The organism is Thalassospira sp. CA1, from assembly GCF_059052855.1.
Map to the genome: position 1 here is coordinate 147749 of NZ_JBZCIA010000002.1, position 26810 is coordinate 174558.

Annotated in this window: 22 protein-coding genes; 14 read left to right on the forward strand and 8 right to left on the reverse strand. The window is 54.5% G+C overall.

Annotation, left to right across the window (positions count from 1 at the left end; all coding sequences use genetic code 11):
- Window positions 1–10: 10 nt before the first annotated feature.
- Window positions 11–1747, reverse strand: a complete 1737-nt coding sequence (locus tag AC5Q5A_RS04770; protein ID WP_493894518.1) for a sensor domain-containing diguanylate cyclase — start codon at window positions 1745–1747, stop codon at window positions 11–13.
- The gene (locus AC5Q5A_RS04775; RefSeq protein WP_493894519.1) at window positions 1744–3612 is read right to left on the reverse strand and encodes an EAL domain-containing protein; all 1869 of its coding nucleotides are present in this window, start codon (window positions 3610–3612) and stop codon (window positions 1744–1746) included. The genes AC5Q5A_RS04770 and AC5Q5A_RS04775 overlap by 4 nt, the downstream gene beginning before the upstream one ends.
- Window positions 3613–3998: 386 nt before the next feature.
- On the opposite strand from AC5Q5A_RS04775, the gene AC5Q5A_RS04780 reads away from it, so the two are divergent.
- Window positions 3999–5330, forward strand: a complete 1332-nt coding sequence (locus AC5Q5A_RS04780; protein WP_493894520.1) for a flavin monoamine oxidase family protein — start codon at window positions 3999–4001, stop codon at window positions 5328–5330.
- Between the two features lie 34 nt (window positions 5331–5364).
- Here AC5Q5A_RS04780 and AC5Q5A_RS04785 read toward each other — a convergent pair whose 3' ends face one another.
- Window positions 5365–6069 carry a GGDEF domain-containing protein gene (locus tag AC5Q5A_RS04785; RefSeq protein WP_063089926.1) on the reverse strand — a complete coding sequence of 235 codons (705 nt, stop codon included), beginning with the start codon at window positions 6067–6069 and terminating at the stop codon, window positions 5365–5367.
- A 146-nt stretch (window positions 6070–6215) separates the two neighbouring features.
- Here AC5Q5A_RS04785 and AC5Q5A_RS04790 point away from each other — a divergent pair, with 146 nt between their 5' ends.
- Complete coding sequence (locus AC5Q5A_RS04790) at window positions 6216–6524, forward strand: DUF5818 domain-containing protein (protein ID WP_008890840.1); 309 nt, start codon at window positions 6216–6218, stop codon at window positions 6522–6524.
- An 8-nt stretch (window positions 6525–6532) separates the two neighbouring features.
- Here AC5Q5A_RS04790 and AC5Q5A_RS04795 read toward each other — a convergent pair whose 3' ends face one another.
- Both AC5Q5A_RS04795 and AC5Q5A_RS04800 read right to left on the reverse strand, forming a co-directional pair.
- Window positions 6533–7312: an SPOR domain-containing protein gene (locus AC5Q5A_RS04795; protein ID WP_493894521.1), complete on the reverse strand. Its 780-nt coding sequence runs from the start codon at window positions 7310–7312 to the stop codon at window positions 6533–6535.
- Window positions 7313–7314: 2 nt separating this feature from the next.
- Window positions 7315–9558 (reverse strand): AAA family ATPase, encoded by a 2244-nt coding sequence (locus AC5Q5A_RS04800; protein WP_493894522.1) that lies wholly within the window; start codon window positions 9556–9558, stop codon window positions 7315–7317.
- A gap of 41 nt (window positions 9559–9599) precedes the next feature.
- On the opposite strand from AC5Q5A_RS04800, the gene AC5Q5A_RS04805 reads away from it, so the two are divergent.
- Entirely contained in the window at window positions 9600–9917 is a 318-nt protein-coding gene (locus AC5Q5A_RS04805) for a hypothetical protein (protein WP_493894523.1), read from the forward strand.
- Here the strand turns inward: AC5Q5A_RS04805 and AC5Q5A_RS04810 are convergent.
- Window positions 9881–11347, reverse strand: coding sequence for an aminotransferase-like domain-containing protein (locus AC5Q5A_RS04810; protein WP_493894524.1), 1467 nt, complete (start codon window positions 11345–11347; stop codon window positions 9881–9883). The two genes, AC5Q5A_RS04805 and AC5Q5A_RS04810, sit on opposite strands and share 37 nt — an antisense overlap.
- Window positions 11348–11426: 79 nt before the next feature.
- Here AC5Q5A_RS04810 and AC5Q5A_RS04815 point away from each other — a divergent pair, with 79 nt between their 5' ends.
- The 10 genes from AC5Q5A_RS04815 (at window position 11427) to AC5Q5A_RS04860 (ending at window position 24143) form a co-directional block, all read left to right on the forward strand.
- Window positions 11427–11690 carry a DUF1127 domain-containing protein gene (locus tag AC5Q5A_RS04815; protein ID WP_008890836.1) on the forward strand — a complete coding sequence of 88 codons (264 nt, stop codon included), beginning with the start codon at window positions 11427–11429 and terminating at the stop codon, window positions 11688–11690.
- A gap of 130 nt (window positions 11691–11820) precedes the next feature.
- Window positions 11821–12783, forward strand: coding sequence for a threonine dehydratase (locus AC5Q5A_RS04820; RefSeq protein WP_493894525.1), 963 nt, complete (start codon window positions 11821–11823; stop codon window positions 12781–12783).
- Window positions 12780–14210, forward strand: coding sequence for a pyridoxal phosphate-dependent decarboxylase family protein (locus AC5Q5A_RS04825; protein WP_493894526.1), 1431 nt, complete (start codon window positions 12780–12782; stop codon window positions 14208–14210). The genes AC5Q5A_RS04820 and AC5Q5A_RS04825 overlap by 4 nt, the downstream gene beginning before the upstream one ends.
- A 78-nt stretch (window positions 14211–14288) precedes the next feature.
- Window positions 14289–15113, forward strand: a complete 825-nt coding sequence (locus AC5Q5A_RS04830; RefSeq protein WP_493894527.1) for a PhzF family phenazine biosynthesis protein — start codon at window positions 14289–14291, stop codon at window positions 15111–15113.
- Between the two features lie 266 nt (window positions 15114–15379).
- On the forward strand, window positions 15380–17251 hold the full coding sequence (locus AC5Q5A_RS04835) for an SLC13 family permease (protein WP_008890832.1): 1872 nt from the start codon (window positions 15380–15382) through the stop codon (window positions 17249–17251).
- A gap of 173 nt (window positions 17252–17424) precedes the next feature.
- Entirely contained in the window at window positions 17425–18606 is a 1182-nt protein-coding gene (locus AC5Q5A_RS04840) for a phosphoserine transaminase (RefSeq protein WP_493894528.1), read from the forward strand.
- 156 nt (window positions 18607–18762) lie between these two features.
- Window positions 18763–19929: an ATP phosphoribosyltransferase regulatory subunit gene (locus AC5Q5A_RS04845; protein WP_008890830.1), complete on the forward strand. Its 1167-nt coding sequence runs from the start codon at window positions 18763–18765 to the stop codon at window positions 19927–19929.
- 35 nt (window positions 19930–19964) lie between these two features.
- A complete protein-coding gene (locus tag AC5Q5A_RS04850; protein ID WP_063089905.1) occupies window positions 19965–21260 on the forward strand; it encodes an adenylosuccinate synthase in 1296 nt (431 codons plus the stop codon).
- 246 nt (window positions 21261–21506) lie between these two features.
- Window positions 21507–23648 (forward strand): serine/threonine-protein kinase, encoded by a 2142-nt coding sequence (locus tag AC5Q5A_RS04855; RefSeq protein ID WP_493894529.1) that lies wholly within the window; start codon window positions 21507–21509, stop codon window positions 23646–23648.
- A 9-nt stretch (window positions 23649–23657) separates the two neighbouring features.
- Complete coding sequence (locus AC5Q5A_RS04860) at window positions 23658–24143, forward strand: hypothetical protein (RefSeq protein ID WP_063089899.1); 486 nt, start codon at window positions 23658–23660, stop codon at window positions 24141–24143.
- Window positions 24144–24240: 97 nt separating this feature from the next.
- On the opposite strand, the gene rpoH is transcribed toward AC5Q5A_RS04860, so the two are convergent.
- A complete protein-coding gene (gene rpoH, locus AC5Q5A_RS04865; RefSeq protein WP_040823769.1) occupies window positions 24241–25107 on the reverse strand; it encodes an RNA polymerase sigma factor RpoH in 867 nt (288 codons plus the stop codon).
- 119 nt (window positions 25108–25226) lie between these two features.
- Window positions 25227–26198 (reverse strand): RluA family pseudouridine synthase, encoded by a 972-nt coding sequence (locus tag AC5Q5A_RS04870; RefSeq protein WP_493894530.1) that lies wholly within the window; start codon window positions 26196–26198, stop codon window positions 25227–25229.
- Between the two features lie 224 nt (window positions 26199–26422).
- Here AC5Q5A_RS04870 and AC5Q5A_RS04875 point away from each other — a divergent pair, with 224 nt between their 5' ends.
- Complete coding sequence (locus tag AC5Q5A_RS04875) at window positions 26423–26794, forward strand: hypothetical protein (protein WP_493894531.1); 372 nt, start codon at window positions 26423–26425, stop codon at window positions 26792–26794.
- Window positions 26795–26810: the final 16 nt, after the last annotated feature.

A 26810-nucleotide genomic window follows, 5' to 3' on the forward strand; every position in this document is an offset into this window, starting at 1 on the left:
GGCATTCCTCCTAAACTTCGATTTTTGCCGGGTCTTTTGAGCCCGGCGCGGCAGCGATACCAAAACGGCCTTTGCCAAGTTTCTTGACCTGATACATGGTCTGATCTGCGCGTTGCACAAGTTGTTCAAGCGTTTCTTTTGAATCAGGTTCGTGAACCGCAATACCCACAGAAATGCCCAGCGGATGTTCGGCATCCCCGGAATATTTTCCAAGAACGGCACTTTCCTTCATCAGGGTCTTGGCGCGTGCCGACGCGGCAGGAATATCGGCACCTTCCAACCACAGAACAAATTCGTCGCCACCAAGGCGGGCTACAAGATCAGATGGGCGCACATTATCAAGTAACACTTGCGTTAGCGTAAGAATGGCGTCGTCACCAGCCTGATGGCCATGGATATCATTGACCAGTTTGAAGTTGTCCATATCGACATACATCAATGCCGCAGGCGCATTTTCACGGCGCAGGCGACTGTGGCGACGTTTGAGTTCCTCAAAGAACGCGCGACGGTTCAGAAGTCCGGTCATGCCATCAGTACGCGAAAGCGTCAGGATGCGTTCATGCTGGATGGCCTGTTCAATGGCGATACCGACCTGATCGGCAACCTCGGTCATGATGGCACGTTCGCCGTCGGTTGGTTCCGGGTGATCAGCATCAAACATAAAGATCACAGCGCCATTATTGCGCTGATGATAATGGCAGCTAAGACCAATGAGCCGGTAATTCCCGACATGGGCATCAAACGTTTCATTCGTTTTCTGCATCTGATGAAGCGCCTGGTGGGCGATCTCGTTGGCCGCCTTGTCTGCATCGCCGGCCGCCAGTTCAAGGTCGCCGGTTTCATCATTGCGTTTGAAAATAACGCAATGGGAACAGGCCAATGCACGCGTGCTGGCCTCTGACGCGCCCTTAAGGACCAAAAGCGGATCAATTTCATCACGCATGGTGCGCACGATATAGGTCATCAGGCGGTCACGGTTTCGGGCGGTTGCGACTTCGCTTTCGCGGCGGCGTTGTTCGGTAATGTCGTGGGCAAGACCACGTGTGCCAATCCAGACCCCTTCGCGCGAATAGACGGGCGTCGATGAAACCGAAAGACACGCGTCGCGTCCGTTCGAACGGCGGAACCAAACCGGGACATCGCGCACGGCCTTCTGGCTGCGAAATACGTGTTCGCTGTCCTGATCGGCAGTATCAAGCAGGAATTTCCCCGGGAACCGTCCAACGATGTCATCGGCACGGTATCCAAGTGCCCCGCGCGGAGAGACAAAGATAAACTTGCCTGTTTCATCCGTTTCCCAGGCAAAGGCGGAGGAAACTTCCACAATATCGCGATAGCGCTGCCGTGAGTCGATCAGGGCTTCACGCAAGTTCCGGTCCATGCTGACATCACGCGGCAGGATCATGACCTCGTTCTTTGTGGTCGGAAGGGCAGTTAGCTCCAATGTCGCCGTGCCGCGCTGGACTTCAAAGGTCATCAGTTCAACCACACCGCCCGGTGTGGTCAGGGCGCGTCGGATCAGTTGATAAATTTCTGGGAACAGGCCGTCACGAATGCCATTGGCAAAACCAACAGCATTTTTGTTGGCAAATAGCGGCACACCCTTTGCGTCCATCACAATGACGGGGGCCTCGGCCTCGGCCATGACTTTTGGGTCAAGGGTAAACACGTCGGCGTCGTAGTTTGTCAGATCGTCTGCAAAGTTTGTGTTCTGGTTTTGCGGATCCACCGGATGACGGGAAGTCATGCGCGTCCTCCTGTTGTGGTCGACGCGTTCTGATCGTCGGTGTCGGCACTGCTATTTGCGCTGGCGAGATTGGTCTTGTGATAATCGTCTTCGCTGCCGATCGTGATTGGCGGCCCCAGATGATAGCCTTGACCATAGTCGATACCCAGGTCACACACCAGTTCGTAACTGGCCTGATCGTGGATCATTTCGGCGATTGTATGAATACCAAGATCGCGACAAAGCAGGGCGGTTGCCTTAAGAAATGCGCGCCCTTTGGGATTGGCAAGCGCTGTTCTCATCGCCCCGCCATCAAACTTGATAATGTCGACATCAAGCGCACTCAGATATTCGAAGTTGGCTGCCCCGGCACCAAAGTCATCAAGACAGATGGCATGACCACGGGCGCGCAGCATCTGCAACCCGTTATTCACATCGGTCAATCCACGAATACGCGACGTTTCGGTCACTTCGAAAAGGACTTGTTCCGAGGGTATGTCATATTCGCCAAGCAATTCGATCAGGGCTGGCATGAAACCGGCCTGTTCAAGCGAGTGGCCGGAAAGATTGACGGCAACTGGATAGGGGATGCTGTCAGGATTGTCGCGCAGGTGATCAAGAACCTTGCTGCACATTGCCAGATCAAATTCGGTAATCAGACCGGTTCCTTCGGCGAAATGAATGATCTGGTCGACGGCCAACGTGCTGTCGCCGATGTTAAAGCGCGCCAACGCTTCGAAATGATGCATTTCCCTATTGCCAAGATGGACAATCGGCTGCAATGCAACAGCAAATGATCCATTTTCCACAATCTCGCGGAAGGCACGCACGGACTTCAGTGTTTCGTTGATCAGGTGCGGCAGGCTTGCCGAAAGGCGGGCGGCGGTGACGTCATTCTGTGCCTTGCGCTGCATCCGGTTGAGCGCATAGGCAACTGCCCGTGTCAGGTTGGTGTCCCGGTCACTTTCGGCATTCTCGGTATCGAAATGATGAATGTTCCGAGCACTTTCATAGTCATTGCCAAACAGGTCTTCTGTTTTGGACTTTTTGGTATTTTTGCCGTTAACGCCCGAGGTGTTGGTTAACGACATCAATCCGCTGATATTCTCGGCCGAGGTGGTTTTATCAATTTCCTCAAGGTCGGCGCGCAGCGCACTGGCATAGGCCACGATACGACGTTCGAGTTCGATCATCGGTTCGTCAACCGGGTGAATTTTGTGCGGTCGTCGTGACTGTTCCTGATCCTTAGCCACGCTCGCATTGAACTGCTTGGCGCCAATTCCGATCAGACGGGCCAATTCATTGGTTGCGGCCGTTTCCGCCTGGGAGCGCGAAGCCGCCAGGTTTTCGAGCACCACCAAGGCTTCGTTGTGGTAGTTCATGCTTGAAAGATCACCAACCGAACCGGTTTGGCTGGTTTCGGCGTTCATGTTCTGGCGAATGACGGCATTCTGCAAAATGATGCGGTCAATGCCCGATCTGGCGCGGGGACGAATGGCGCGATGGCGGGCTGCGATGTAATAGCGGCTTGAAGGGTCGGCGATCATATAGCCGCTGAGTGACAGCGGCACAGCTTCCTGAACCGGTTTGCCATCGGACTCGCAAAGCTGGAAATCAAGATCAAGCTCTTCAAGGCGTTTCAGCCCTGTGCCGCCGTGAAGATAGGCACGCAGCAAAGGACGTTCGGACTTAACAACAATTTTCTCGAAGGCTTCGCCGATCAGACGGTCAGGCGTGCATCCCAGAAGACTCTCGGTCGCGCCTGCTACAAACAGAATATAGCCGTTCTCATCGACCTCAAGAAGCATGTCAGCCCAGCAGAATGCCATGGCTGCCAGAAGGTCTTGGTCATTCGTTTCCGCCGAGTGGCCGGTGCTGTCTGTCATTTTCGACCCGTCATCGTAAGCCGCCTGTTTGTTTTTCTAAGCCGCAGCTTTGCCTGTCTCTCATAAATAGCGATCTTACAAAGGATATGAAGGATTTGCACTTGATATGGCAAAAAAAACATTCCGGCTTCAAAAGATCGATTTCTCACACGTCGCAAGGGGCTGAGTGTCGATCAATTCGAAGCGAAAGTTTAGGGAGGCTGACTTTCGCCTCAATGCCATCGCAGACATTGAGACTTGATGTTTTTCCTATTGTTCTATCAACTCTGAATTGGACAGTTCTCTGCGCCTTCCACCTTCTGTCCGGGAAACTGCATCATCAGCTTAGTGAGGTCTCTGTGTTAAGCCGAAACATCAACCGCCGCCGATTTATGAAGTCTGTCCTGATGGCAAGCGGGGCTGTCGCTTTTGCATCAAAATTTTCCGTCAAAAGCGCCCATGCGCTGGAAAATGTTTCTGTGGCTGTGGTCGGCGCAGGTATTGCTGGGCTCGGTGCGGCGAATTTGTTGCGTAAACACGGGGCCACAGTGACCGTGCTTGAGGCAAAGGACCATACCGGTGGTCGCCTTTTGACAGACTGGTCTATGGGCGCACCGTTTGAAGTCGGTGCTGGATGGATCCACGGTCCGTCGTCGGACAACCCGACCAAGCAACTTGCTGATGCGGTTAACGCCCAATATGCCGTCACCGACGATGAGAACGCAGTGTTCTTTGACATCAACGGCTATGAATATGATGAGGATGAGGTCGAGAGAATTGTCGATGCCTGGGAAGGGGTTCTTGAACACATCGACGGCACCTATGAGGTGAATGACCCGCGCAGTCTTTTGCAGGCGATCAAGGACTATCGTCCGGCGTATCTTGATGATCCGGGGATCATGTGGGCGTTTTCTGCCTTTACCGAATTTTCAAAGGGTGGGGCGATCGAAAAATTGTCAGCGCCCCTATTTAACTGGGATGAGGCATTTGACGGTGCGGATGTCGTCGTCACATCCGGCTATGACGAGATCTTAAATCCTCTGAAAGAGGGGCTTGATATCAAGCTTTCCCATGTGGTCTCGGCAATTGATTACAGTGCCGATGAGGGAGTGGTGATCACTACCGATCAGGGAACTTTCGAAGCCGACTATTGCATTTGTTCGGTTCCACTCGGTGTTCTGAAAGCCAGCAGTATCGGGTTTACGCCCGAACTTCCTGGCAGCTATCGCGATTCCATCGAAAATCTCGGCTTTGGCAGTGTGACCAAACTCGCACTGAAGTTCGAAGAACCGTTCTGGGATATCGAAACCCAGTATTTCGGCATCACAACCGAGCCGAAAGGGCGGTGGAACTATTGGCTGAGCTACCGCACGTTTTCAGATGAGAACATCTTGCTGGGGCTAAGTGTCGGGGATTATGCGCTGACGGCTGATCGTATGACCGATGCGGAGATGGTTGAAGATGCACTCGATGTGCTGCGGACAGTCTGGGAAGATGACGTGACAGAACCGATTGACGTTCTGGCAACCCACTGGGCCACCGATCCATTCACACTTGGCGCATATGCGTTTCCGCGTCCGGGTAACCGAAAATCTGATTTTGACGATCTCGGAGAGCCGATTTCAGATCGACTGATCTTGGCTGGTGAACACACGATCTTTGACTATGCCGGTACAACCCATGGGGCGTTCATGACCGGTCTGCGCGCGGCAGAGTATATAATCGACGAGGAAGGTTAGGGGAAGCCTACAGCCTGTCCTGTCTTACCGGATATCAGGCGGCGTTATGGTCGGCTTTACGGGGCTCGTTTGCCTCGCGGCGGCTGTGCTTCTGATCGTACATGGCTTCATCTGCTTCGCGGATCAAATCGGCGATATCGCATTTTGCGCCAAAGGATGCGTGCCCGAAGCTTGCCCTGATCGACAGTGCCTTGCCCTGCCATATCAGCGGGAATCGCTCCGTCGCATTCTGAAGCTGTACAATCCGTTTTGCCGCGGCGGCAGGATCGCTGCCGGTCATCAGGATGGCAAATTCGTCGCCGCCAAAGCGGGCGACAAAATCATCAGATCGGGTGTGCGTGCGCAGGTTCTGGCCAAAGTGTCGAAGGACGGCGTCCCCCGCAGCATGCCCGTGCATGTCATTGATTTGTTTGAAACCATCAAGATCGGCAATGACCAGAATGCCGCGTTCGTCGGTCCGTGACGCGCGCGAGATTGCCTCCCGGGTGCGCTTCATAAAGCCGCGACGGTTATAAAGCCCGGTCAACTCATCGGTTTCGACCATGAGTTCGAGCTGTCTGATCCGGTTTTGCTGCTGATCAAGGCGGGTTTGCATGTCACGGGCAAGATCAACCAATGTCGAAAGCGCACTACGTTGTTCGCTTTCGTCTGTTTCTTCGGTCGCGCGATTGTTGATTGCCGTCTGATGCTGAAAATCAGCAGCAAGCTCTATCAACAAATCTATCTGCGACTTTTCCATTGGACGTCTTGTTCTCAATGACATTGGATACCGAAACCCTTAAAAGGGGTGGAACCATTCTATCTTTCATGGCGTTACAAGAACATTAACGCACATGATGCGTATTTGTGACGAAGCACTGTCGATCACGCAAAGGAGCACGACGGATGAAGTACCTTTTTGGGGCCGGATTGGCGCGAAAAATCGCTGTTGCGGGTGTGGCTCTGGCGTTGGCAGGGTGTTCGTTCCTGCAAAAAGAAAACTTTACGGTTGGTGGTGAAATCACCGATCAGGGGCAGGAATGCGTTACGTTCCGTGCCGAAGACGGGACCCTATATGCACTCGCCAACAAGGCAAGCAGATTGCGCCCGGGCGACAAGGTGCGCATCACGGGCCATCTGGCACTGATGACAACCTGTACCGAGGCAACAACCCTGATCGTTGACAAAATTGTCCTGCTTGCACCTGCTGACTGACCCTTTGTCTAGCGCGCAGTTGCAAAACAATCCGTGCCGTCAGCTTTCAGCTGGCGGCATTGTTTTTGTGCAGACTCGGAGTCTTCAAATCCGGCAAGCTGCAGCCGGTGATAAATGCCCTGACTGCCGAGATCGGCGGATACGATTTTTTTGTCGTGCGATTTAGCCAATTCCGGATAGCGGATGCTAAAGCTTGCCCAATAGGTTTCAGCGGTAAATGTGTCGCTAAAGGCACCAAGCTGGATCCGGAAACCACCACCGCTGACTGCCGACACAGGCGTTGCTGTTTCAACAAGATCAGATGCCGTCGTGCGTTGCACGGTCACAGCGGGCTGTGTGGTCTGGTTCGCAGCCGAAATTGGTGAAGCCGCCGGGGTAATCCGAGTTTCCGTGGGGGATGGTGTCCTTTGACGGACGGGTTGGACCGAACGGACTAATGGCTTTCCATTGATCGTCCGTTGATACTGATCTGCCAAAGAGGGGATTTCGATTTCTTCCTCAAGCCGGGTTTCAGTTGGAATTGTTCCGGGTAGGAGGCTTAGAGGCTGATTGCCTGATCGCACACTTGACGCGCGGGCAGGCAAATCCGTCGGGATGATATCGATCCCGGTTTGTCCCGTTTCAGGCGCAAGCGTTTGTGCCACTGCACCGATATTAATGATCATGGCGGCCATCAGTGCCGCAGCGAAGGTGCCCGAAAAAGAAAAACCACCCCGCATTCCGGCAAAGCCAATCGCCTGCGACAACTGTGTCGCAGGGTTTGGATGTGCGTGGGGTGGTTTTGCCATTCCTACATCTCCGTGCGCGGACCATATGCATGGCGTTCGCGCAAAATCTGATCATTGTTGCGCAGGCGTTCCATGGCTTTGCCATAGACTGTGTCTGGCGCATATTGACCATCCGTCCGGTCACCTGTTGCCATCCCGGTCAGAAGCTCAATCGCATCATTGATGTGTTCCACCGTCCAGATGTTGAACTTGCCCTGGCGAATGGCCTGAACGACCTCTTCGCGCAGGACAACGTTTTCCGCATTGGCCGAGGGAATAATCACGCCCTGATCACCGGTAAAACCCTGATCAGCGCATATGCGATAGAAACCTTCGATCTTGTGCGAAATACCACCAACCGGCTGTGCCTGACCAAACTGGTTCATCGACCCCGTGATGCCAACATTCTGGCGCATCGGGATGTTGGAAACAGCGGAAATGATGGCGCAAAGTTCCGCCATCGAAGCCGAATCACCTTCGATCCCGCCATAGTTCTGTTCGAACGTAACGTTACAGGCAAAGGAAAGCGGGAAGTCCTGCGCAAAGCGTGATTTCAGGAAGCCTTCGATGATCATCACAGACTTTTGCTGCAATGGGCCGGACATATCGACCATGCGTTCGATGTTTAAAACGCCGAGGCTACCGACATAGGACCGTGCCGACACGCGCGCTGGGAGGCCAAAGGCATGATCACCATAATCGAGAACCGTCAGTGCGTTGACCTGACCAACCACGCTGCCAAAGCTGTCGATCAGGATTTCGCGCCTTTGGACCCGTTCGTGGGATCGGTCTTCAAGGCGTGAATTGCGATGGCGGCGTTCCTCGATCGCGCGTCGGACATCTGCGGCACGGATGGTTTCGCGACCTTCGGCCTTGCTAAGTGCGCCGGCCTCGATCGCGACATCTTCGACCCGTTCAATCTGGGCTGTCAGCTTGTCACGTTCGCCTGCCCAACGCGCCGCCTGACCAAGCAATTGTCGGATCGCACCATTATCAACCGGGATGCCGGAGCGTGACAGGGCGGACGCCCGCAGAAGCCCGGTATAGATCGAAATGTTGCGACCTGCTGCTGGCATATCGGCATCAATATCTGCCTTGACCCGGAAGTGATTTCGGAAATCTACATCCAGCGAGAAGAAGGTGTAATAAAACTTCGGTGCGCCGACGATAACCACCTTGAGATCAAGCGGGATCGGGCGCGGTTCCGGTGCGCCTGCGGTCGGAGGGCCGCCCTTATGGGTTTCTTCAATACGGATTTCACGGTCACGAAGGGCTGCTTTCAAAAAGCCCCAGCATTCTTCGTGTTCCAGAAGGCTTTCCGCACGCAACACAAGTACGCCGCCATTGGCGCGATGAAGGGCGCCCGGCTTGATCAGGCTGAAATGTGGGTGCATGCCACCCCCAATCGGGCGGTACTGAATTTGCCCAAACAGGTTGTCGTAGCTTGGACTCGGTTCAAGCACGACATCGGGGTGATTATCGCGCGAATGATCGATCAGCAGGTTGACGGCATAGCGATCATCGACGGTTTCGGGGATCTTGCCATCCCCGCTTTCGATGGCGGGTTGGTCGCTGGCTTCCTCGAACGCGTCGATATTGTCGAGAATGTCTTTTTCGAGCGCGTCGAACCATGCCTTAAGGCCGGGGCTTGTGAATTTGTCGCGCAGTTTCTTGATGCGCGGTTTCAGAACAACCTTTGCGGCCCCGCGACGCAAACTATCAAGGGTGTCGGCGATCTGTTCTTCAAGGTCGCGGGTGGAAAGCAGCGTTTTGCGGGCTTCTTCGGCGACTTCCTCAAACGCGTCTTCGGCCTCATTGCGGCGATCCTTGGGGATCTCATCGAGTGAAACCGGTTCGCCTTCCTCGTTCAGCGCGACAATCATCACGCCCTTTTCGTTTTCCTGCACATCCAGACCGCGTTCACGAGCATATTCACGCAGCGCATCGAACTTTTCGCGAAGCTGAGCACGCGCTTCTTCAGTCTGGGTCTGGGTTTCGGTCAGGTGAGCCGGGGCGTTGAAGGCCGAGGCAAAAGCTTCGCGCAGATGCGTGATCAGCGTTTCCATCGCCGCCAAAAGTTTTTGGCCCTGACCAGCCGGAAGGGCATATGGGCGCGGGCGATTGGTGCGCGAAAAATTGTTCAGATAGACCCAATCATCGGGGGCGTCGCGTTCTTCCATGGCCTTGTTGAGGTAATCAAGGGTCGCTGTCATGCGGCCAGCGCGATCAAGGCCAAGAACAAAAATGTTGAAACCGGGTTCGGACATCGAAAGTCCGAATTTAAGAGCCTCTGCCGCGCGGTAATGCGATGAAAAATCGAATATTTTCGGCTGTTGGTCTTTGTGTGGGCTGCGAATACGGAAATGCGGGAAACCGCAATCATCTGCGTCAAGGCGGGAAACTGGCATCTGCTGACTTTCTGCTGCCCAAGATCAAGGTATCAAGTAGGGGCAAGAAGCTCCTGCAGCATATCTTGGAAGCAACGCAATCACGCGGTCAAGCGTTGCGTGCGGAAATAATTGAAATGCCAGTAAGAACCGTGACTTCGCCTCAAAATTCCACGGCCATCACGCACAAGAAAAACGTGCGTTACATGACGACAGAATTGCCAAAATCACTGCTCTGAAGCAGTCGGTCGACGATTTGCACGCCGCGGCGCAATCTTTCGGGCGATCGTTCTGCGCCGAAGCATAGGCGCATACCCCTTGGCACGTGACCAACGGCGAATTGCTGTGCCGCGGTCAGAAGAACACCATTGTTGGCCGCATCCATCACCAGTTCACTGGTGTCGATATGTTCGGGAAGTTCCAGCCAGATGTGATAGTTGGTCGGGTGGAAACGGATATCATAACCCTTGAGCGTGCCAAGGACGATCGCCAGACGTTTGGCCGCTTCTTCGCGATGCCATGCCTCGAACTGGGCAAGGCTGCCATCCATGATCATGCGTGTGACAAGTTCAAGGTTGATGGTTGAAACCATCCAGCAGGTGGACCGGATTGCACTGGCAAGTTTGCCGATCATTTCGCCCGGTGCATGGATATAACCGACACGCAAACCACCACCGATGCTTTTTGATACGCCATCAAGATAAATGCTGCGTTCCGGTGCAAAGCAAGAAAGCGGGGGTGGGGCATCGGGATCAAGGAAGTGGTAAATGCCGTCTTCGATCAATGTCAGATCATATTTACGCAGGATTTCGGCAATTTCGATGCGGCGTTTCTGGCTCATGGTGCTACACAGCGGGTTGTGCAGCGTCGGCATCAGATAAATCGCACGCGGGCTTTGTGTGCGGCACATGTTTTCTAGTGCGTCAGGCATGATACCGTCATCGTCCATGGCCACACCGCGCAGACGGAACTGCAACAAATTGGCAAGGCTGCGCAGGTTGGGATAGGTGAGTTCCTCGCACAGGACAAGATCGCCGGGGCGCACTGTCGCCAGCAGCGAGACTGTCATGCCATGTTGAACGCCAGCCGTTGGTAAAACGCGTTCCGGATTGTCATCCAGACCCAGTCTTCCGGCGGAAAAAGCCAATGCTTCACGCTGATGGGCAACGCCATATTCCGATTTGTACGACACCATATCGTCTGTCGACATGGTAGTCGCAACCTCAATCAGGGTTTCGCGAATGCGGCCTTCCCTTGGCGGGAGAGGGCAGTTCATCCTGAAATTGATCGGTCCGGTATCTTCGGTCTCGTTTGACTGGGAATTCGTCGATGGCGCAGAACCGGTAGATCGCGCCAGCTGGGTGAGGTTGTTGGTAAAGGCCATCGGAATCGGTGCGGTGGCCGCCATATCAAGTTCCGACTGGATATTGTCGAGCACATAGGTTCCGCGGCCAACTTCACCAGCCACCAGCCCCAATCTTTCCGCCTCGCGGTAGGAGCGGGTAATTGTGCCGACCGTGACGCCAAGTTGATAGGCAAGGTCGCGATGGGTGGGCAGTCGGTCTCCGGGTTTCAGAGAGCCGTCTTTGACTGCTTTGCGGATGGCTTGCGCGATCTGTCGATAAACAGGACCACCAGCCTCATCAAGTTTCGGGAACCATATTGTCATGGTGACAATGTTTAAATTGACACAATAATAATGTCAATGACAAAACAATATCGAGACAATTCACCGAAAGGAGATGGAAATGGTAAATTGTAACGATACAATCCAGCTTCCTGGCATCAATGTCACTGAGCGCACAGTAAGCACCTCTAAACAGGCCAAGCAGCCTGTGACCTGGCGTGCCGCGATCATTGGTGTGATGATCTCTGCGGCTGAATATCTTGCCCGTCTGCAGGCGCATTCGCGCGATCGTCACGCTTTGCAAAGGCTTGATGATCATATGCTTAAGGACGTCGGGTTGACCCGATCAGATATCGAACAGGAACTGTCAAAGCCGTTCCTGTAAGGTTTCCCCCGGCGCGGCTCGCCACCGCCGCGTTTGACGGAGGCACTTTGCTCCCATTGTGCCTCCGTTCGGCGGGAATCTGCTGTAAACGCAAATTGTCACGATTTTGATCTATCAGGGATACAATACAATGTTTAATACGGGTGAGTTGCGCGAGGCTGCGGATTTTGTGCATCAATATGTTGCATCAACGCCGACAATTCAGTGGCCGCTGCTTGATCGTGCGACCGGATTGTCCCTGTATGTCAAACACGAAAACCATACCAGACTGGGTGCGTTCAAAATCCGGGGTGGGCTGACCTTTTGTCGTTATCTCGGAAAGTCGGTTGATGTGAACCGCGGGATTATCTCGGCGACACGTGGCAACCATGGTCAGAGCCTTGCCCATGCGGCCAGCCGTTTTGGTATGCCTGCGACCATTATTGTCCCGCATGGCAATTCCGTTGAAAAGAACGCCGCCATGCGAGCCTGGGGGGCAGAGGTGATTGAACATGGTCATGACTTCCAGGAGGCAGCCGAATACGCCAAGGCACTTGCCACCAAGGAAGACCTGGTAATGGTCCCGCCGTTCCATCGGGAACTTGTGCGTGGTGTCGCATCCTATGGGTTGGAGCTTTTTGACGCTATTTCCGGTCTGGATCGTATCTATGTGCCGGTTGGCATGGGATCCGGGATTTGTTCGCTGATCACGGTGCGTGATGCGCTGGGCCTTAAGACCGAAATTATTGGTGTGGTTGCAACGGGTGCGGATGCCATACGTCAGTCATTCATGGCCGGTGAAATCATCCAGACACCAACGGCCAATACATTCGCCGACGGGGTTGCCTGTCGTAGCCCCGATCCGGGCGCGTTTGAAATCATTAAAAGCGGTGCTGCGGACATTGTTGCTGTCGATGATGAACAGATCACGGATGCCATGCGCCTTTATTTCAGTTCGTGTCACACCATTGCCGAGGGGGCAGGTGCCGTGCCGCTGGCGGCTGCGATTGCACAGCGCGAAAGCAATATCGGCAAAAAGGTCGCCGTTGTGTTGACCGGGGCGAACATTGATCGCGCCGACTTTGCGCGCATCCTTTCAGGAGAGAACAAATGAACAGCATTTCAAATCGTTCAGACGACAGCCCCACTGTTGATGAACGTCATCTCATGTTTGATGACCTTGAAAAACTTGGCCGCATTCTTGTGGAAACAGGTGATGTCGCACACAGCTTTATTCAGGGTGCGGATAACATGGATGTAACCTGCCGCGATTTCTCTGCCTTTGACCCCTCGCGCCCCATGCCGGGGCAGGGACGCGGTGCGCTTGATGCGTTGCGGGCAGCGAAGGAAGAAATTCTGCCGCTGCTCGCCGCATCAATTGGTCCTCGTTATCTTGGATTTGTTACCGGAGGCACGACGCCGGCCGCCCTTGTTGGCGACTGGCTTGTCAGTGCAATTGATCAGAACGCCACCGGACCGGAAGGATCGGTCAATGCCGCGGTTGAAGAACAGGTCATCAACTGGTTGTGTGAACTGGGTGGTGTGCCGTCAGATACGTTTGATGGTGTTTTGACGACCGGTGCAACGGTATCAAACCTTTTGGGTCTGGTTGCGGCCCGGCAATGGTGTGGTGAACAGATTGGTGTGGATGTCGACGCCGATGGTGCAAGCGTTTTGCCAGATCTTGAGATTTTTGCCGCGAGTCCGCACGCCAGCATGATCAAGGATTTGTCGATTGCCGGCATTGGTCGTAACAGCTTTACCAAGGTTGCAACCAAACCAGGATCGGAAGAAACCGATATTGCAGACCTCAAGGCCAAGCTTGTGGCCAGTGATGCACGCGCCAAGATCGTTATTGCGTCGGCCGGAACCGTGAACGCAACAGATTTCGATAACCTTGATGCGATTGCCGATTTGTGCAGGGACTTTGGTGCATGGCTTCATGTCGATGCCGCGTTTGGCTTTTTCGCTGCCCTGGATGATCGTCGCGCCCACCTTACCAAGGGAATAACGCGCGCGGACTCCATCACATCTGATGGGCATAAGTGGCTCAATGTCCCGTATGATTGCGGAATTTTCCTAACCCGTCATATTTCGGTGCTGGAGACATGCTGCCGCGCCTTCGCGCCGTATCTCGATACCAAGGCGGACGGGAATAGCTATATCAATCGTGGGGTCGAAAACTCCAGACGCTTCCGCGCGTTGCCGCTTTGGATGGCGATGACGGCTTATGGTCGCGACGGAATTGCATCCATCATCCGGGCAAACTGTGATCAGGCGGCAAACCTGGCTGCGTGGATTCGAACCCATGAGAAGCTCGAACTACTGTGTGAGCCCAAACTCAATGTGACAATGTTCGCATCGCGTGGAACCGATGACGAGAATCGGGCCTTGCTCCAGCGTATCAATGAAGCCGGCAAGGTTTTCCTGACACCAACGGTTTATGGCGGTCGTTTTGGCTTCCGCGCGGCATTCAGCAATTGGCGGACCCGCGACGAAGATCTTGTGATCGTCAAGCAGGCCATTCAAACGGTCTTGTAAAGGCGAAACCAAATCATCGATAACGCAGACGATGTATCGACTTGTACATCAAACATATGCCGAGTTCAGGATAAGACAATGACGACTCAACCCCTGCCGATCTATCAGATCGATGCCTTCACCGATGTTTTGTTTGCCGGTAATCCGGCGGCGGTCGTGCCGTTATCGGATTGGTTGCCTGATGACGTGCTGCAAAAAATCGCGATGGAAAACAATCTCTCGGAAACGGCCTTTTTCGTGCCAAATGCGGGAGACGAGGCCGATTTTCATATTCGTTGGTTCACGCCGACCGTCGAGGTGCCGCTGTGTGGCCACGCGACGCTTGCAAGTGCATTTGTGATTTTCAATCAGCTTGGTTTTGAGGGCGATCTGATCAAGTTGCAAAGCCAAAGCGGCGTTTTGACCGCCCGGCGCGAAGGTGATGCGATTGTCCTGAACTTTCCGAAACAACCGATCAAGCGTGAAACTGTTTCCGAGGAGGTGCTTGTCGCACTTGGTGGAGTTAAGCCTGCCGAGACATATGGCGTGGTAAGCCGCGATACGGATATTGTGATTGTCTATGATGACGCTGCCATTGTGCGAAATATGCGCCCGGATATGTCGGCGTTGGGCAAATTGGCGGGGCGCGGTGTGATTGTTACGGCACCCGGCGATAAAACCGGACTTGATATTATTTCACGTTATTTCCTGCCAGCACTAGGCATCAATGAAGATCCGGTAACCGGCTATATGCACTGTGTCGTTGGGCCTTATTGGGCAGAAAAACTGGGGCAGGTCGATGTTGTCGGATATCAGGCGTCCGCGCGCGGTGGCGTGGTTGCCTGCACAATCGACGGTGATCGTGTGCATCTCAAGGGTGAAGCCGTGCAGTATCTCAAAGGGGAAATCACGGTTCCGGCTTGATTGGCCTGGCGGTGTCGGGCAATGAATTCAAAAGGGCGGGCAATCTGGTATTTGCCCGCCTTTGCTTGTTCAAGGGGCCTGCATTCTGTCTGGGGTATTCTACCGACGAATCCGCATTCGAACTGATTTGCTTTGTTTTTTTATTGACCGCGCTATAGGGCTTTCGTCTAAGTAAAAGGCAAAATGAAACGATTGTGGACAAATCTCGCCGGTGCAAAGGTGCGCGATAACCGCAAGAATGCAGGCTTTACAGGGGAAAGTTTATCGTGCTCGAAAGTGTTGTTGCCAGTTCTGCAACGCCGATGCAGATGTGGGTGGTCCTAGCACTCGTTGCCGGATCGCTTGTTCTGTATGGGTTGGAGCGCATCTCGCTCGAACTGACCAGTATTGCCCTTATCGCAACGCTTTTGCTTTTCTTTGATTTTTTCCCGCTGCTTGATGCGGATGGTGAAAACCTGATGGGGCCTGCCACGGTCATGTCGGGCTTTGCCAACCCGGCCTTGCTGACGGTGTTGTCCTTGCTGGTTGTCGGGCAGGGAATGGTTCTGACCGGGGGGGTCAGTTATATCGCCGGTCTGATTACCGAACATGGCGGAAAGAATGCCTCGATTGCGATTTTCGTCGGGTTGTTCGTGGTGATGGTATTGTCGGCCTTCCTGAACAATACGCCGGTTGTTGTTATCTTTATCCCGATTATTCAGGCACTTGCCGAGCGTATTGAACGTTCCCCATCGGCATTGATGATCCCGCTTTCCTATGCGGCGATCCTTGGCGGTATGACGACCCTGATCGGTTCATCGACCAACCTTCTGGTATCAAGTTCCCTGATCGAACTCGGCATGCCGGGGCTTGAATTCTTTGAATTCACAACGATTGGCAGCGTGCTTGCCCTGACCGGCTTCGTCTATGTCCTGTTGATTGCGCCGCGCCTGCTTCCGGCGCTGGCATCGATGCGCAGCAAGCTTGCTAATCCCGATAGCAGCGGCAAGCAGTTCATTGCACAGATCACGGTTGGACCAGCGGCAAACATGATCGGCACAAAGCCGGTGGCCGGGTTCTTCAAGAACCTGCCCAATATCACCGTTCAGATGATAGTGCGGCGCGAACATGCTGAACTGCCGCCGTTTGAAGACGATATGGAAATTCAGGCGGGCGACGTTCTGGTGGTTGCCGCCACCCGCAAGGCACTGACCGAGGCCCTGCAAAAGGACCCGGGATTATTGCATTCAGATGCCGCTGCCGTTGGTGCTGACGGCGACGAAACCCCGCAGAAATCCACGCAGTTATTGGCCGAAGTCATGTTGCCGCCGGGGTCGCGCCTTATTGGTTTCAACCTTGAGCAGATCGGGTTCCGGTATCAGTACAAGTGCCTTGTGCTTGGTATCCAGCGTCGTTCGCGCATGATCCGAAGCCAGATGACCGAGATCCGGCTTGAGGCCGGGGATGTTTTGCTGGTGCAAGGACGATCAGAGGATGTCGAGGCCCTTCGCACCATCCGCGACGTTGTGTTGCTGGAATGGTCGACCAGAACCTTGCCCCGTCCATTCCACGCGCGCCGGGCTGCGGCCATATTCCTGGGCGTGATTGCGCTTGCTGCGACCGGTGTCGTGCCGATCATGGTTTCAAGCTTTATTGGTGCCGGATTGATGATTGCATCCGGCGCGCTTAATTTGCGTCAGGCATCGCGTGCGATTGATCGCAAGATTGTTTTGCTTGTTGCCGCTGCACTTGCCCTTGGTAATGCGTTGCAATTGACCGGCGGCGCAGAATTCGTTGCCGATCAGTTGTTGGCCGCAACCCGCGGCGCACCCGCACCGGTTATTCTGTCACTGTTCTTCCTGATTGTAGCGGGCTTTACCAACGTTCTGTCCAACAACGCGTGCGCGGTTCTGTTTACGCCCATCGGAATTGGCATGGCGCAGCAACTTGGCGTGGAGCCACATGTGTTCGCAATTGCGGTGGTGATGGCGGCCAACTGCTCGTTTGCGTCGCCAGTCGGGTATCAAACCAACCTTCTTGTCATGGGGCCGGGCCACTATCGGTTTATCGACTTCCTGAAGGCAGGGACACCGCTGATCATCATTCTTTGGATTGCGTTCAGCCTGTTTGCGCCTTGGTATTACGATATCCCGTTCTAAGGGGCATAAACCAAAGAATGAATGTTGGCGCCGGTTCGTTTCAGCCATGCAAAAATGGCTGTCATGTCTGTGTGGAAGGCGTTTGACTTTTGCCTTTGGGGCAATAGGATCGGGTCGCTTGAATATTCTGAACCAACCTGCATTGGTTATCCTTCTTTCTCAGGAACTTACAGATGGCCCAGACTGCCGTACTTGCAAAGCCGACCACTCGTCCGACTAGCCCGAATTTTTCGTCGGGTCCGTGCAAAAAACGCCCGGGTTGGTCCGCAGACGCATTGCAGACGGAGATCCTTGGCCGTTCACATCGATCCAAGTTGGGCAAGCAGCGCCTTGAAGAGGTGATTGACCGTTCGCGCGCGATCCTGAACCTGCCAGATGATTATCTGTTGGGTGTGGTTCCGGCATCCGATACCGGTGCCGTCGAAATGGCGCTGTGGTCGATGCTTGGCGCGCGTGGCGTAGATATGCTGGCGTGGGAAAGCTTCGGGGCGACCTGGGTCACCGATGTGATCAAGCAGCTCAAGCTTGATGATGTACGCACCCTTGAAGCCGATTATGGCAAACTGCCGGATCTGGCATCGGTTGATTTTGATCGCGATGTTGTCTTTACCTGGAACGGCACGACGGCCGGTGTTCGCGTGCCCAATGGCGACTGGATTGCCGACGACCGCAAGGGTTTGACCATTTGCGATGCGACCTCGGCCATCTTTGCCATGGAACTGCCGTGGGACAAGCTCGATGTCGTGACCTATAGCTGGCAGAAGGTTCTGGGCGGCGAGGGTGGTCACGGGATCATCATCCTGAGCCCGCGTGCTGTTGAACGCCTTGAAAGCTACACGCCATCATGGCCAATGCCGAAAATCTTCCGCATGACCAAGGGTGGCAAACTGATTGACGGCATTTTCCGCGGCGAAACCATCAACACGCCATCGATGTTGGTGGTCGAAGATGCCATTGACACCTTGAAATGGGCCGAAGAGATTGGTGGCCTTGAAGGGCTTTTGAAGCGTACCCGCGCAAGCCGGGCGCATCTTGATGCGTGGCTTGCCAGCAGCGACTGGGCTGCCGACCTTGCCGAGGATCCGGCAACCGGCTCAAACACCTCGATGTGCATCAAGATTGTCGATCCCTGGGCGCTTGGTCTGTCTGCCGATCAGCAGGCTTTGCTGCCGAAAAAGATTTCGCAGCTTCTTGAAGCGGAAAATGTCGCACTTGATATCAACGGGTATCGTGATGCACCTCCGGGACTGCGTATTTGGGGCGGTGCAACCGTTGAGCCCAGCGATATCAAGGCTTTGCTGCCTTGGTTGGATTGGGCATATGCGGTGGTGAAAGCCGAATTTGCGGCCAACTAGGAAATAATTCGTACGTATTATTTGCGTTACAGGGTTTTTCCCCGTTGCTCTGTCCGGCACAACGCGGTAGTAACCGCTACCGGATAGTGAGCCCTGAGCGTTGCTCGGGATGTTATCAATTTAAATCTGCGCGCCTCGTCCGGGAAAGCACACAAAATGACCGAACTTGCCAGGAAAGCTCTTTTGCCCGCCGGCCTGCAGGATGTCCTGCCAGGAACCGCTGCACGGGAAGCTGAAATCCGTGAAAAGCTGATGGCCAGTCTGGCACATGCAGGCTATGACCGCGTGAAAACCCCACTGGTCGAGTTCGAAGAAAGCCTGCTTGAAGGTGCTGCACCTGAACTGTCGACCCAGACGTTCCGTTTGATGGATCCTGAGTCCCGCCGCATGATGGGCGTTCGTTCCGATATGACACCCCAGGTCGGACGCATTGCAGCGACCCGTCTGGTTGATGCGCCCCGTCCTCTGCGTCTTTCCTATTCCGGCGATGTCCTGCGGATCAAGGGATCGCATCTGCGCCCGGAACGCCAGTTTGCACAGGTCGGTGCCGAATTGATCGGTGTGTCGAGTGCTGCTGCTGATACCGAGATTGTTCTGCTTGCGCTCGAAGCTTTGGAAAGCATCGGTTTGCCGGATGTTTCGGTTGACCTTAATTTGCCAACACTCCCGGTTCGTCTTTTTGATGCCTTTGGTGTGTCACGCGATGACCGTGAAGTATTGACCGAGGCGCTTGAACGTCGTGATGTCGCGGCCCTTCGTGCTGCCGATGGCAAAGTTACCGGTGTTCTGGTGGCCTTGCTTGAGGCCGCTGGCCCGGCACAGTCAGCTTTGCCGAAACTCAAAAAACTCGAACTGCCGCTTGGTGCATCCGAGGAACTTTATCGCCTGATCGATGTTGCTGAACGCGTTCTGGCGTCCGGCCTTGATGCTGCCCTGACCATTGATCCGGTCGAAATGGCCGGTTTCCGCTATCAGACCGGCGTCAGCTTCACACTGTTTGCGCGCAACGTCCGCGGTGAAATCGGACGTGGTGGCCGTTATCGTGCCGGTGGTGCCTCGGGCGAAGCCGCAACGGGTATGTCGCTTTATATGGACAGCATTTTGCGTGGTCTTCCAGATGCCGAGCCGGTTGATCGTGTTTATCTGCCGCTTGGTACGCCACAGCGTGAAGCGCGCAAATTGCGTGCAGAAGGCCATTACACGGTTGCCGCGCTTGAAGGTGCGGCCGAGGCCAAAACCGAAGCCGCCGCACGCATCGAAGCGCAAGGCATGGGCTGCAATCATATTTATATCGGCGGTCAGGTTGTGCCGCTGAACGCCTAATCGAACGAACTTTTTATCGCGCAAGGAGTTTTGCGATGACCAATGTTGCCGTGATCGGTTCCCAGTGGGGGGACGAAGGTAAAGGCAAGATCGTCGACTGGCTGTCCGAACGGGCAGACGTTGTTGTGCGTTTCCAGGGTGGTCACAACGCCGGTCATACTTTGGTGATCGACGGAACCACCTATAAGCTGAGCCTGCTGCCGTCTGGTATTGTCCGTGAAAACAAACTTTCGGTGATCGGTAACGGCGTCGTTGTTGATCCGTGGGCGCTGCTTGCCGAAATCGGCCGCCTGAAAGAGCAGGGCGTGGATATCACCCCGGAAAACCTGCGTCTGGCTGAAAATGCCTGCCTGATCCTGCCACTGCATGGCAATCTTGACCGTGCGCGCGAAGCGGCGGCTTCGGGTGACAACAAGATCGGCACCACCGGTCGTGGCATCGGCCCGGCATATGAAGACCGCGTTGGTCGCCGTGCAATCCGCGTAGGTGATCTGGCAGACACTGATTTGCTTGAAGCCAAGGTCGAAAACCTTCTGACGCATCATAATGCACTTCTGCGTGGCTTGGGCCAGCCGGAAGTCGACGGTGCGGAGCTGCTAGCGCAGCTTAAGGAAATCGCGCCGAAAATCCTGCCGTTCTCCGACACTGTCTGGAAGTCGCTTAATCAGTTCAAGGAAGCGGGTAAACGCATCCTGTTCGAAGGCGCACAGGGCACTATGCTTGACGTTGATCACGGCACGTATCCGTTTGTGACCTCGTCGAACACTGTTTCCGGTCAGGCTGCTGCCGGTTCCGGTATGGGCCCGTCGGGTGTTGGTTATGTTCTGGGTATCACCAAGGCATACACCACCCGTGTTGGTGAAGGTCCGTTCCCGTCCGAGCTGTTTGATGAAGACGGCGAACGTCTTGGTCAGCGCGGTCACGAGTTCGGTGTTGTCACCGGCCGTAAGCGCCGCTGTGGCTGGTTTGATGCTGCCCTTGTCCGTCAGTCGGTCAAGGTCAACGGCATCACCGGTATTGCGCTTACCAAGCTGGATGTTCTTGATGGCTTTGATGAAATCAAGATCTGCACCGGTTATGACATTGATGGCAAAATCTATGACCATCTGCCGGCCAACCAGCGTCTGCAGGCAAAAGCCAAGCCGGTTTACGAAACCATCGACGGCTGGTCGGAAACGACCATGGGCGCGCGTAGCTGGGCCGATCTTCCGGCAACCGCGATCAAATATGTTCGCCGCATCGAAGAGCTGATTGAAGCACCGGTTGCGCTTCTGTCAACCAGCCCGGAGCGCGATGACACCATTCTGGTGCACGATCCGTTCAGCGCCTGATTGCCTGAATTTACGAACTTCGAAAGCCACCAGTTTATGACTGGTGGCTTTTTTGTTTGCAGTTGCGGGTCTTACTGTTCATCCGTGACTGCGCCTGAGGGATAACAGCTTGCCGACAGGGGGGATCACAAGTATCGTTTTATCAACCTTTTGAGGATAGCGTTCTGAGGGTTAGGTCAGGAAGACTTTTGGCCCAAGTAAGTGCGTCACTCAGGGAATGATAACCTGTAAAGAAATATCGGGACCATGGCAGAGCAAGCAGAAGATCAGGAACAGGACGTTTCGAATGGTGCTGCGACAGGGCCGGTGATGGATGCACCGGGCGGCGGTGCACCTGCACCTGCGCCTGAGGAACCCGAAGAATCCCCAGAACTTGATGGTGTTGCAATCAATGCAGGCGGCAAAAGTGTCGAGATCGGCAATTTTCGCGTCTTTCTGGATTTGCGGATGCCCGAATTCGATATGGGCCATTGCAAGGCCTATTCGGCTGACAATCTCCGCCGCGAAGAGGGTAGCGCCTTTGCGCTGGTAACTGATCCGGTTCTTCCGACCCGCCATGACCATCTGACCTTCCTGGCCGGTATGCATATGGCCGGTCAGATTGACCTTATCGATTATGAAACCGCCTACTGGCCGCCAATTGGTCGCAAGACCATGGTGCTTTTCTATGAAAAGCCCGCAGGCGGAAAGGTCGTTGCGCGCGAACACAAGAAACTCGCCATCGATGAGCATGATATCGCCACGGTTGTGGTCGAGCCGTTGATGAATGCCATGCAGGCATTCAGCGAGAAGGGGCTGGCACACCGCAATATTCGCGCCGATAACCTGTTCTTTGCCGATCCCATGCGTGAAAAGGTCGTGCTTGGCGATTGCGCCAGTGGTCCGCCCGGCTATGATCAGCCAGCGGTTTATGAGACCACGGCACGTATGAGCGCTGATCCTGCCGGTCGTGGTTCAGGCAATGCGACCGACGATTTCTATGCGCTTGGCATGACTTTGGCCGAGCTTGGCATCGGTCGCCAGCCACTCAAAAAGCTGAATGACCAGGAAATTATCGAACTTAAACTGGCCAAAGGGTCGTTTCAGGCGATCGCATCACACGAAAAGCTGCCGCTTGTTCTGATTGAACCTGTTCGTGGCCTGTTGTGTGATGACCCCGAAGAACGCTGGGGCTTGGCCGAGTTGAACGCATGGCTGGACGGAAGACGGACCAAGCCGGTTCAGGCCAATACAGAAAAGCGGGCAGCGCGGTCTCAAAACCTGGCTGGTCGGGATTATTATACCGTGCGTTCACTGGCGCAGGGGATCGCCAAGAACTGGGTGACCGCGCTTGGCCCGTTGCGTGACAGCACGGTCGAAGTCTGGTTGCGACGTGGCCTTGGCGATAATGATCGCGCCAAGGCGCTATCGGATGCCATGCGACAACTGCAGTGGGCCGGGACGGATAAACGGTCGGCAGAGGACGTGTTGGTTGCGCGGTCCATCCTGATTCTTGATCCGGCTGGCCCGATCCGGTTCAAGGGCTTTTCGTCGATGGTCGACGGGCTTGGTTTCATGCTGTCCTATGATGTCCAACATGGGAAGGGGCCCCAACGTTTTGCCGACGTGATCGTGCGCGATATTCCATCTTTCTGGTTTGGCCGTCAGATGGGATACAGCCCCGAGGTCCAGAGGCAGCAGCAGCTATACAAGAACCTGCGCTATTACATTCAGCAGCAAAGTGCCGGTTACGGGTATGAGCGCTGCCTCTATGCGACCGTGCGCAACCAGCATTGCCTGAGCCCGCTGGTCGAAGAGGAATATGTCGTCGAGATCGCAGATCTGCTGCCAGCCCTTGAAAAGGCAGCCGAAACCGCATCAGAAGAAAGCTGGCCGGTGGATCGTCATATCGCCGCCTTCATTGCCGCTCGCCTTGAGGACGATGTCGAGGGGCAGTTGTTGGCGATGCAAAACCCGTCAGACGAGGTCGAATATAGCCGCGCAATCATCAGCATGCTGGCGATTGTGCAATGGCGTCATGGGCCGGACAATTTGCAGAACCTGTCGCATTGGGTGGCGCGTTTGATGGAACCGGCGATCAAGGTGTTCCATAGCAAGGCACGTCGTGAACGGGTCGAGACCGAGATTCCCAAACTGGCCAAACGCGGCAATCTTGTCGAACTGTATAACCTGATCAATGACGAACAGGAACGTCGCAAGGATCAGTCAGAGTTTGTCGAAGCCGTCGCGGAATATTCCGAAGCGGAAAGCGAAGTGTTTGATCTTGAATCGTCGGGGCCGGCCCGTATGGAACTGGCCGAAAAGGTCGGGCAACAGGCGGCTGCTTTCGCGTCTACCATGATCGCACTACTGACAGTGTCCGCGCTGTTCTTGATGCATATCTTTTAAGGGATCGCCATGGCAAAGGGTAAACGAGCAGGCACAAAAAAAGGCGGTCGCAGCGCATTTTCCGGCTTGTCGGTTATTGCATCCGCCGTGCTGCTGTTCATGGTGGCACTCCCCACATTTATCACGTTGACGGTCGGGCTGTTGCCATCCCTTGTGGCCTTTATCTTTGATCGCAGTGCGGGCAGGACGATGGCGCGGTGTGTCTTCGGTCTGAACTTTTCAGGGGTCGCGCCCTATATTCTGGAAGTCTGGATGCAGCCATCGCAAACGGTCGGCGGGGCAACGCAGGCCGTTTTCCAACCACTGGCGCTGTCGATCATGTATGGGGCAGCGGGCCTTGGTTGGCTTCTATACCTCGCCATGCCGCCAATTGTTGCCAATGTTCTGAACCTGGCAGCCCAGCGTCGTGTCAGTGAATTGCGCAAGAAACAGCGCGGACTTATCAAAACCTGGGGCGATAGTCTGATCAAGGAAGTGGATCGGTCCGGGAACTGATCACTGCGTGACCTGATTGAAAAAGATCATACAAAAAAGAAAGCGGCGGACATTGTCCGCCGCAAGTCGTTTCAGAAGGGACGCAAAGCAGGCAGTATTAGTGGGGCAGGTCCGTATGGATCGATTTGCGGACCTTTTCAAAGGCGCGTACTTCGATCTGACGGATGCGCTCGCGTGAGATGCCATAGGCAAGGCTCAGGTTTTCAAGCGTGACCGGGCTTTCAAGCAGGCGGCGCTGCGTCAGAATATCGCGCTCACGATCATTGAGATGCGACATCGCGTTTTTGAGCATGCTCATGCGCTGCAGGAATTCTTCACGCTTGCCATAAAGGGTTTCCTGATCTTCGTCATCGCTTTCGATCCAGTCGACCCATTCCCCGTCACCCTCAATACGGACCGGCGCGTTCAGTGAGTGATCCGGACCGGCCAGGCGGCGGTTCATCATCACAACGTCATCTTCGGACACATTGAGTTTGGTCGCGATCAGTTCGACCTGTTCAGGTTGCAGGTCGCCTTCATCGATTGCTTGCATCTGGCTTTTGAGTTTGCGCAGGTTGAAGAACAGCTTTTTCTGTGCCGCAGTCGTACCCATTTTTACAAGCGACCATGAATGCAGGATGTATTCCTGAATGGCGGCGCGGATCCACCACATTGCATATGTCGCAAGGCGGAAGCCCTTGTCCGGGTCGAAGCGTTTTACCGACTGCAGCAGGCCGACATTGCCCTCGGAAATGAGTTCATTGATCGGCAGGCCATAACCGCGGTAACTCATCGCGATCTTGGCGACCAGCCGCAAATGGCTGGTAATCAGTTTTTCAGCAGATTTATCGCAATCCTTGTCCCGGAAATTGCAGGCATAAGTCGTCTCCTGTTCCGGGGTAAGCATCGGGTAGCGGCGTATACGTTGAAGGTATACCGTGAGACCATCTTGAGAGATAGTTGGAAGAGCGTTTCCTTGCTTCATCAAAGCCTCCCGTATTGCTTTCGAAAAGTGCATTTTACCCCTTGCACTTTTTAAGAGCTTATACGGGAGTATTAGAAACCGTCAATGGAAAATTAGACATTAAGGCTAGTATTGTCTATTCAAAAGTATAGTTCAAGAGCCTTCATCAGTGCCAAAAGGTCACCTGGTATAGGTGCCTCTGTGGATATATAGGCACCGGTGCGAGGGTGCAGAAATCCTAACGTTCGGGCATGCAGCGCCTGTTTGTTGAATGCGTTCAAAATCTGTTGCGCTTCTAGGTTGAGTTTGCCCGCTGGTCTGTTTCGGCTGTAAACCGGATCACATACAAGTGCGTGCCCAATATGGTTCATGTGAACACGAATTTGATGCGTCCGTCCGGTTGCAAGGCGGCATTCAACAAGGGCCGCCAACGAGTCGTCACGAGTTTGCAGAGTCTTGTAGTGTGTGAGGGCATATTTTCCCCCTTTTTTGACCACTGCCATCTTTTTCCGATTGCGCGGGCTGCGGCCAATATTGCCTTCGATATCACCTGATCGGGGGCGGGGAACACCCCACACGACTGCAAGGTAGGCGCGCTCGATGTTTTCCTTGTCCTCGGCAAACAGGCTTGAAAGGGCGCGATGGGCGGCATCGTTCTTGGCAACCACCATTGCACCGCTGGTGTCCTTGTCCAGCCTGTGCACGATCCCCGGGCGTTTAACCCCGCCAATACCCGAAAGACTGTCCCCGCAATGCGCAAGAAGCGCATTCACAAGCGTTCCGCTTTCATTGCCGGCCGCCGGATGAACAACCATGCCGGCGGGCTTGTTGATCACCAGCAGGTCTTCATCTTCAAAAAGCACATCAAGTTTGATGTCTTCGGGCGTCGGTTCGGCCATTTCCGGTTCGGGCACGCTCAGATCAAAAACATCACCAGCCTTGACCTTGGCAGCCATTTTGGCCGCAGGCGTGCCATTGACGCAAAGCTGACCGTCTTCGATCAAGGCCTTGATCCGCGAACGCGACTGATTGGGCCACGCGGTTGCCAACACCTTATCAAGGCGGGCACCTTCGTCCTGGTCTGTCGCGGTATAGGTCAGTTTTTCAGACATCGTTTGCTATTGGCATGGTTTGATTTGGTGACTGTAATGATGCATGTGTTCGCCGCTTTTAGCGCTTTGTCCGGCGATTGCAACGAATTGCGACAACTTGCTTCATTTGGCGTTGTTGCCTTGCAATTGGTCGTGCTTGTCGCTATGGCCTTGAAACAGGGTACGTATGATCGCGCGTGTGGCGAGCATGCAGGTTTCATCAAACTTTGTCAGTTGGAAATACGATGCGTGTAGTTAAGGCTCTGGTCGCGTTCATGGGCATTCTGATCGTGGTGGGTATCGGACTTGTCGTCTATGGCCTGTCGCTTGACAAGAACGCCACCGATCCAAGTGTTGAGGCAAACACACCAACGGTGACGCCGTCCGTGCCGTTTGCAGGTGGCGATAATGCGGCCGCGCAAGGTGCTCTTGGCGCATTCGATGACATCGTTATCGACCTTGAAGACGGTGAACGTCTTGTTGGCTATTCTGTCGATGGTCAGCTGGCAACGCTCCATATCGAAGGTCGACACGGTGATAGCGCGCGTCTCGTTATTGTTTCCTTAAGCGAAAAGAAGGTCCTTGGCCGTATCCTTTTGCAACAGGACGCGCAGTAGTCTGAAATCACAAGGG

What these genes read in the sequence shown, in the direction of transcription:
- AC5Q5A_RS04825 (WP_493894526.1), top strand. Translation starts at nt 12,780, where the DNA reads ATGAACAGCATTTCAAATCGTTCAGACGACAGCCCCACTGTTGATGAA.
- AC5Q5A_RS04840 (WP_493894528.1), top strand. Translation starts at nt 17,425, where the DNA reads ATGGCCCAGACTGCCGTACTTGCAAAGCCGACCACTCGTCCGACTAGC.
- AC5Q5A_RS04855 (WP_493894529.1), top strand. Translation starts at nt 21,507, where the DNA reads ATGGCAGAGCAAGCAGAAGATCAGGAACAGGACGTTTCGAATGGTGCT.
- AC5Q5A_RS04820 (WP_493894525.1), top strand. Translation starts at nt 11,821, where the DNA reads ATGTTTAATACGGGTGAGTTGCGCGAGGCTGCGGATTTTGTGCATCAA.
- AC5Q5A_RS04770 (WP_493894518.1), bottom strand. Translation starts at nt 1,747, where the DNA reads ATGACTTCCCGTCATCCGGTGGATCCGCAAAACCAGAACACAAACTTT.
- AC5Q5A_RS04860 (WP_063089899.1), top strand. Translation starts at nt 23,658, where the DNA reads ATGGCAAAGGGTAAACGAGCAGGCACAAAAAAAGGCGGTCGCAGCGCA.
- AC5Q5A_RS04785 (WP_063089926.1), bottom strand. Translation starts at nt 6,069, where the DNA reads ATGGAAAAGTCGCAGATAGATTTGTTGATAGAGCTTGCTGCTGATTTT.
- AC5Q5A_RS04795 (WP_493894521.1), bottom strand. Translation starts at nt 7,312, where the DNA reads ATGGCAAAACCACCCCACGCACATCCAAACCCTGCGACACAGTTGTCG.
- AC5Q5A_RS04775 (WP_493894519.1), bottom strand. Translation starts at nt 3,612, where the DNA reads ATGACAGACAGCACCGGCCACTCGGCGGAAACGAATGACCAAGACCTT.
- AC5Q5A_RS04875 (WP_493894531.1), top strand. Translation starts at nt 26,423, where the DNA reads ATGCGTGTAGTTAAGGCTCTGGTCGCGTTCATGGGCATTCTGATCGTG.
- AC5Q5A_RS04780 (WP_493894520.1), top strand. Translation starts at nt 3,999, where the DNA reads ATGGCAAGCGGGGCTGTCGCTTTTGCATCAAAATTTTCCGTCAAAAGC.
- rpoH (WP_040823769.1), bottom strand. Translation starts at nt 25,107, where the DNA reads ATGAAGCAAGGAAACGCTCTTCCAACTATCTCTCAAGATGGTCTCACG.
- AC5Q5A_RS04830 (WP_493894527.1), top strand. Translation starts at nt 14,289, where the DNA reads ATGACGACTCAACCCCTGCCGATCTATCAGATCGATGCCTTCACCGAT.
- AC5Q5A_RS04800 (WP_493894522.1), bottom strand. Translation starts at nt 9,558, where the DNA reads ATGTCCGAACCCGGTTTCAACATTTTTGTTCTTGGCCTTGATCGCGCT.
- AC5Q5A_RS04790 (WP_008890840.1), top strand. Translation starts at nt 6,216, where the DNA reads ATGAAGTACCTTTTTGGGGCCGGATTGGCGCGAAAAATCGCTGTTGCG.
- AC5Q5A_RS04850 (WP_063089905.1), top strand. Translation starts at nt 19,965, where the DNA reads ATGACCAATGTTGCCGTGATCGGTTCCCAGTGGGGGGACGAAGGTAAA.
- AC5Q5A_RS04805 (WP_493894523.1), top strand. Translation starts at nt 9,600, where the DNA reads ATGAAAAATCGAATATTTTCGGCTGTTGGTCTTTGTGTGGGCTGCGAA.
- AC5Q5A_RS04815 (WP_008890836.1), top strand. Translation starts at nt 11,427, where the DNA reads ATGGTAAATTGTAACGATACAATCCAGCTTCCTGGCATCAATGTCACT.
- AC5Q5A_RS04810 (WP_493894524.1), bottom strand. Translation starts at nt 11,347, where the DNA reads ATGACAATATGGTTCCCGAAACTTGATGAGGCTGGTGGTCCTGTTTAT.
- AC5Q5A_RS04870 (WP_493894530.1), bottom strand. Translation starts at nt 26,198, where the DNA reads ATGTCTGAAAAACTGACCTATACCGCGACAGACCAGGACGAAGGTGCC.
- AC5Q5A_RS04845 (WP_008890830.1), top strand. Translation starts at nt 18,763, where the DNA reads ATGACCGAACTTGCCAGGAAAGCTCTTTTGCCCGCCGGCCTGCAGGAT.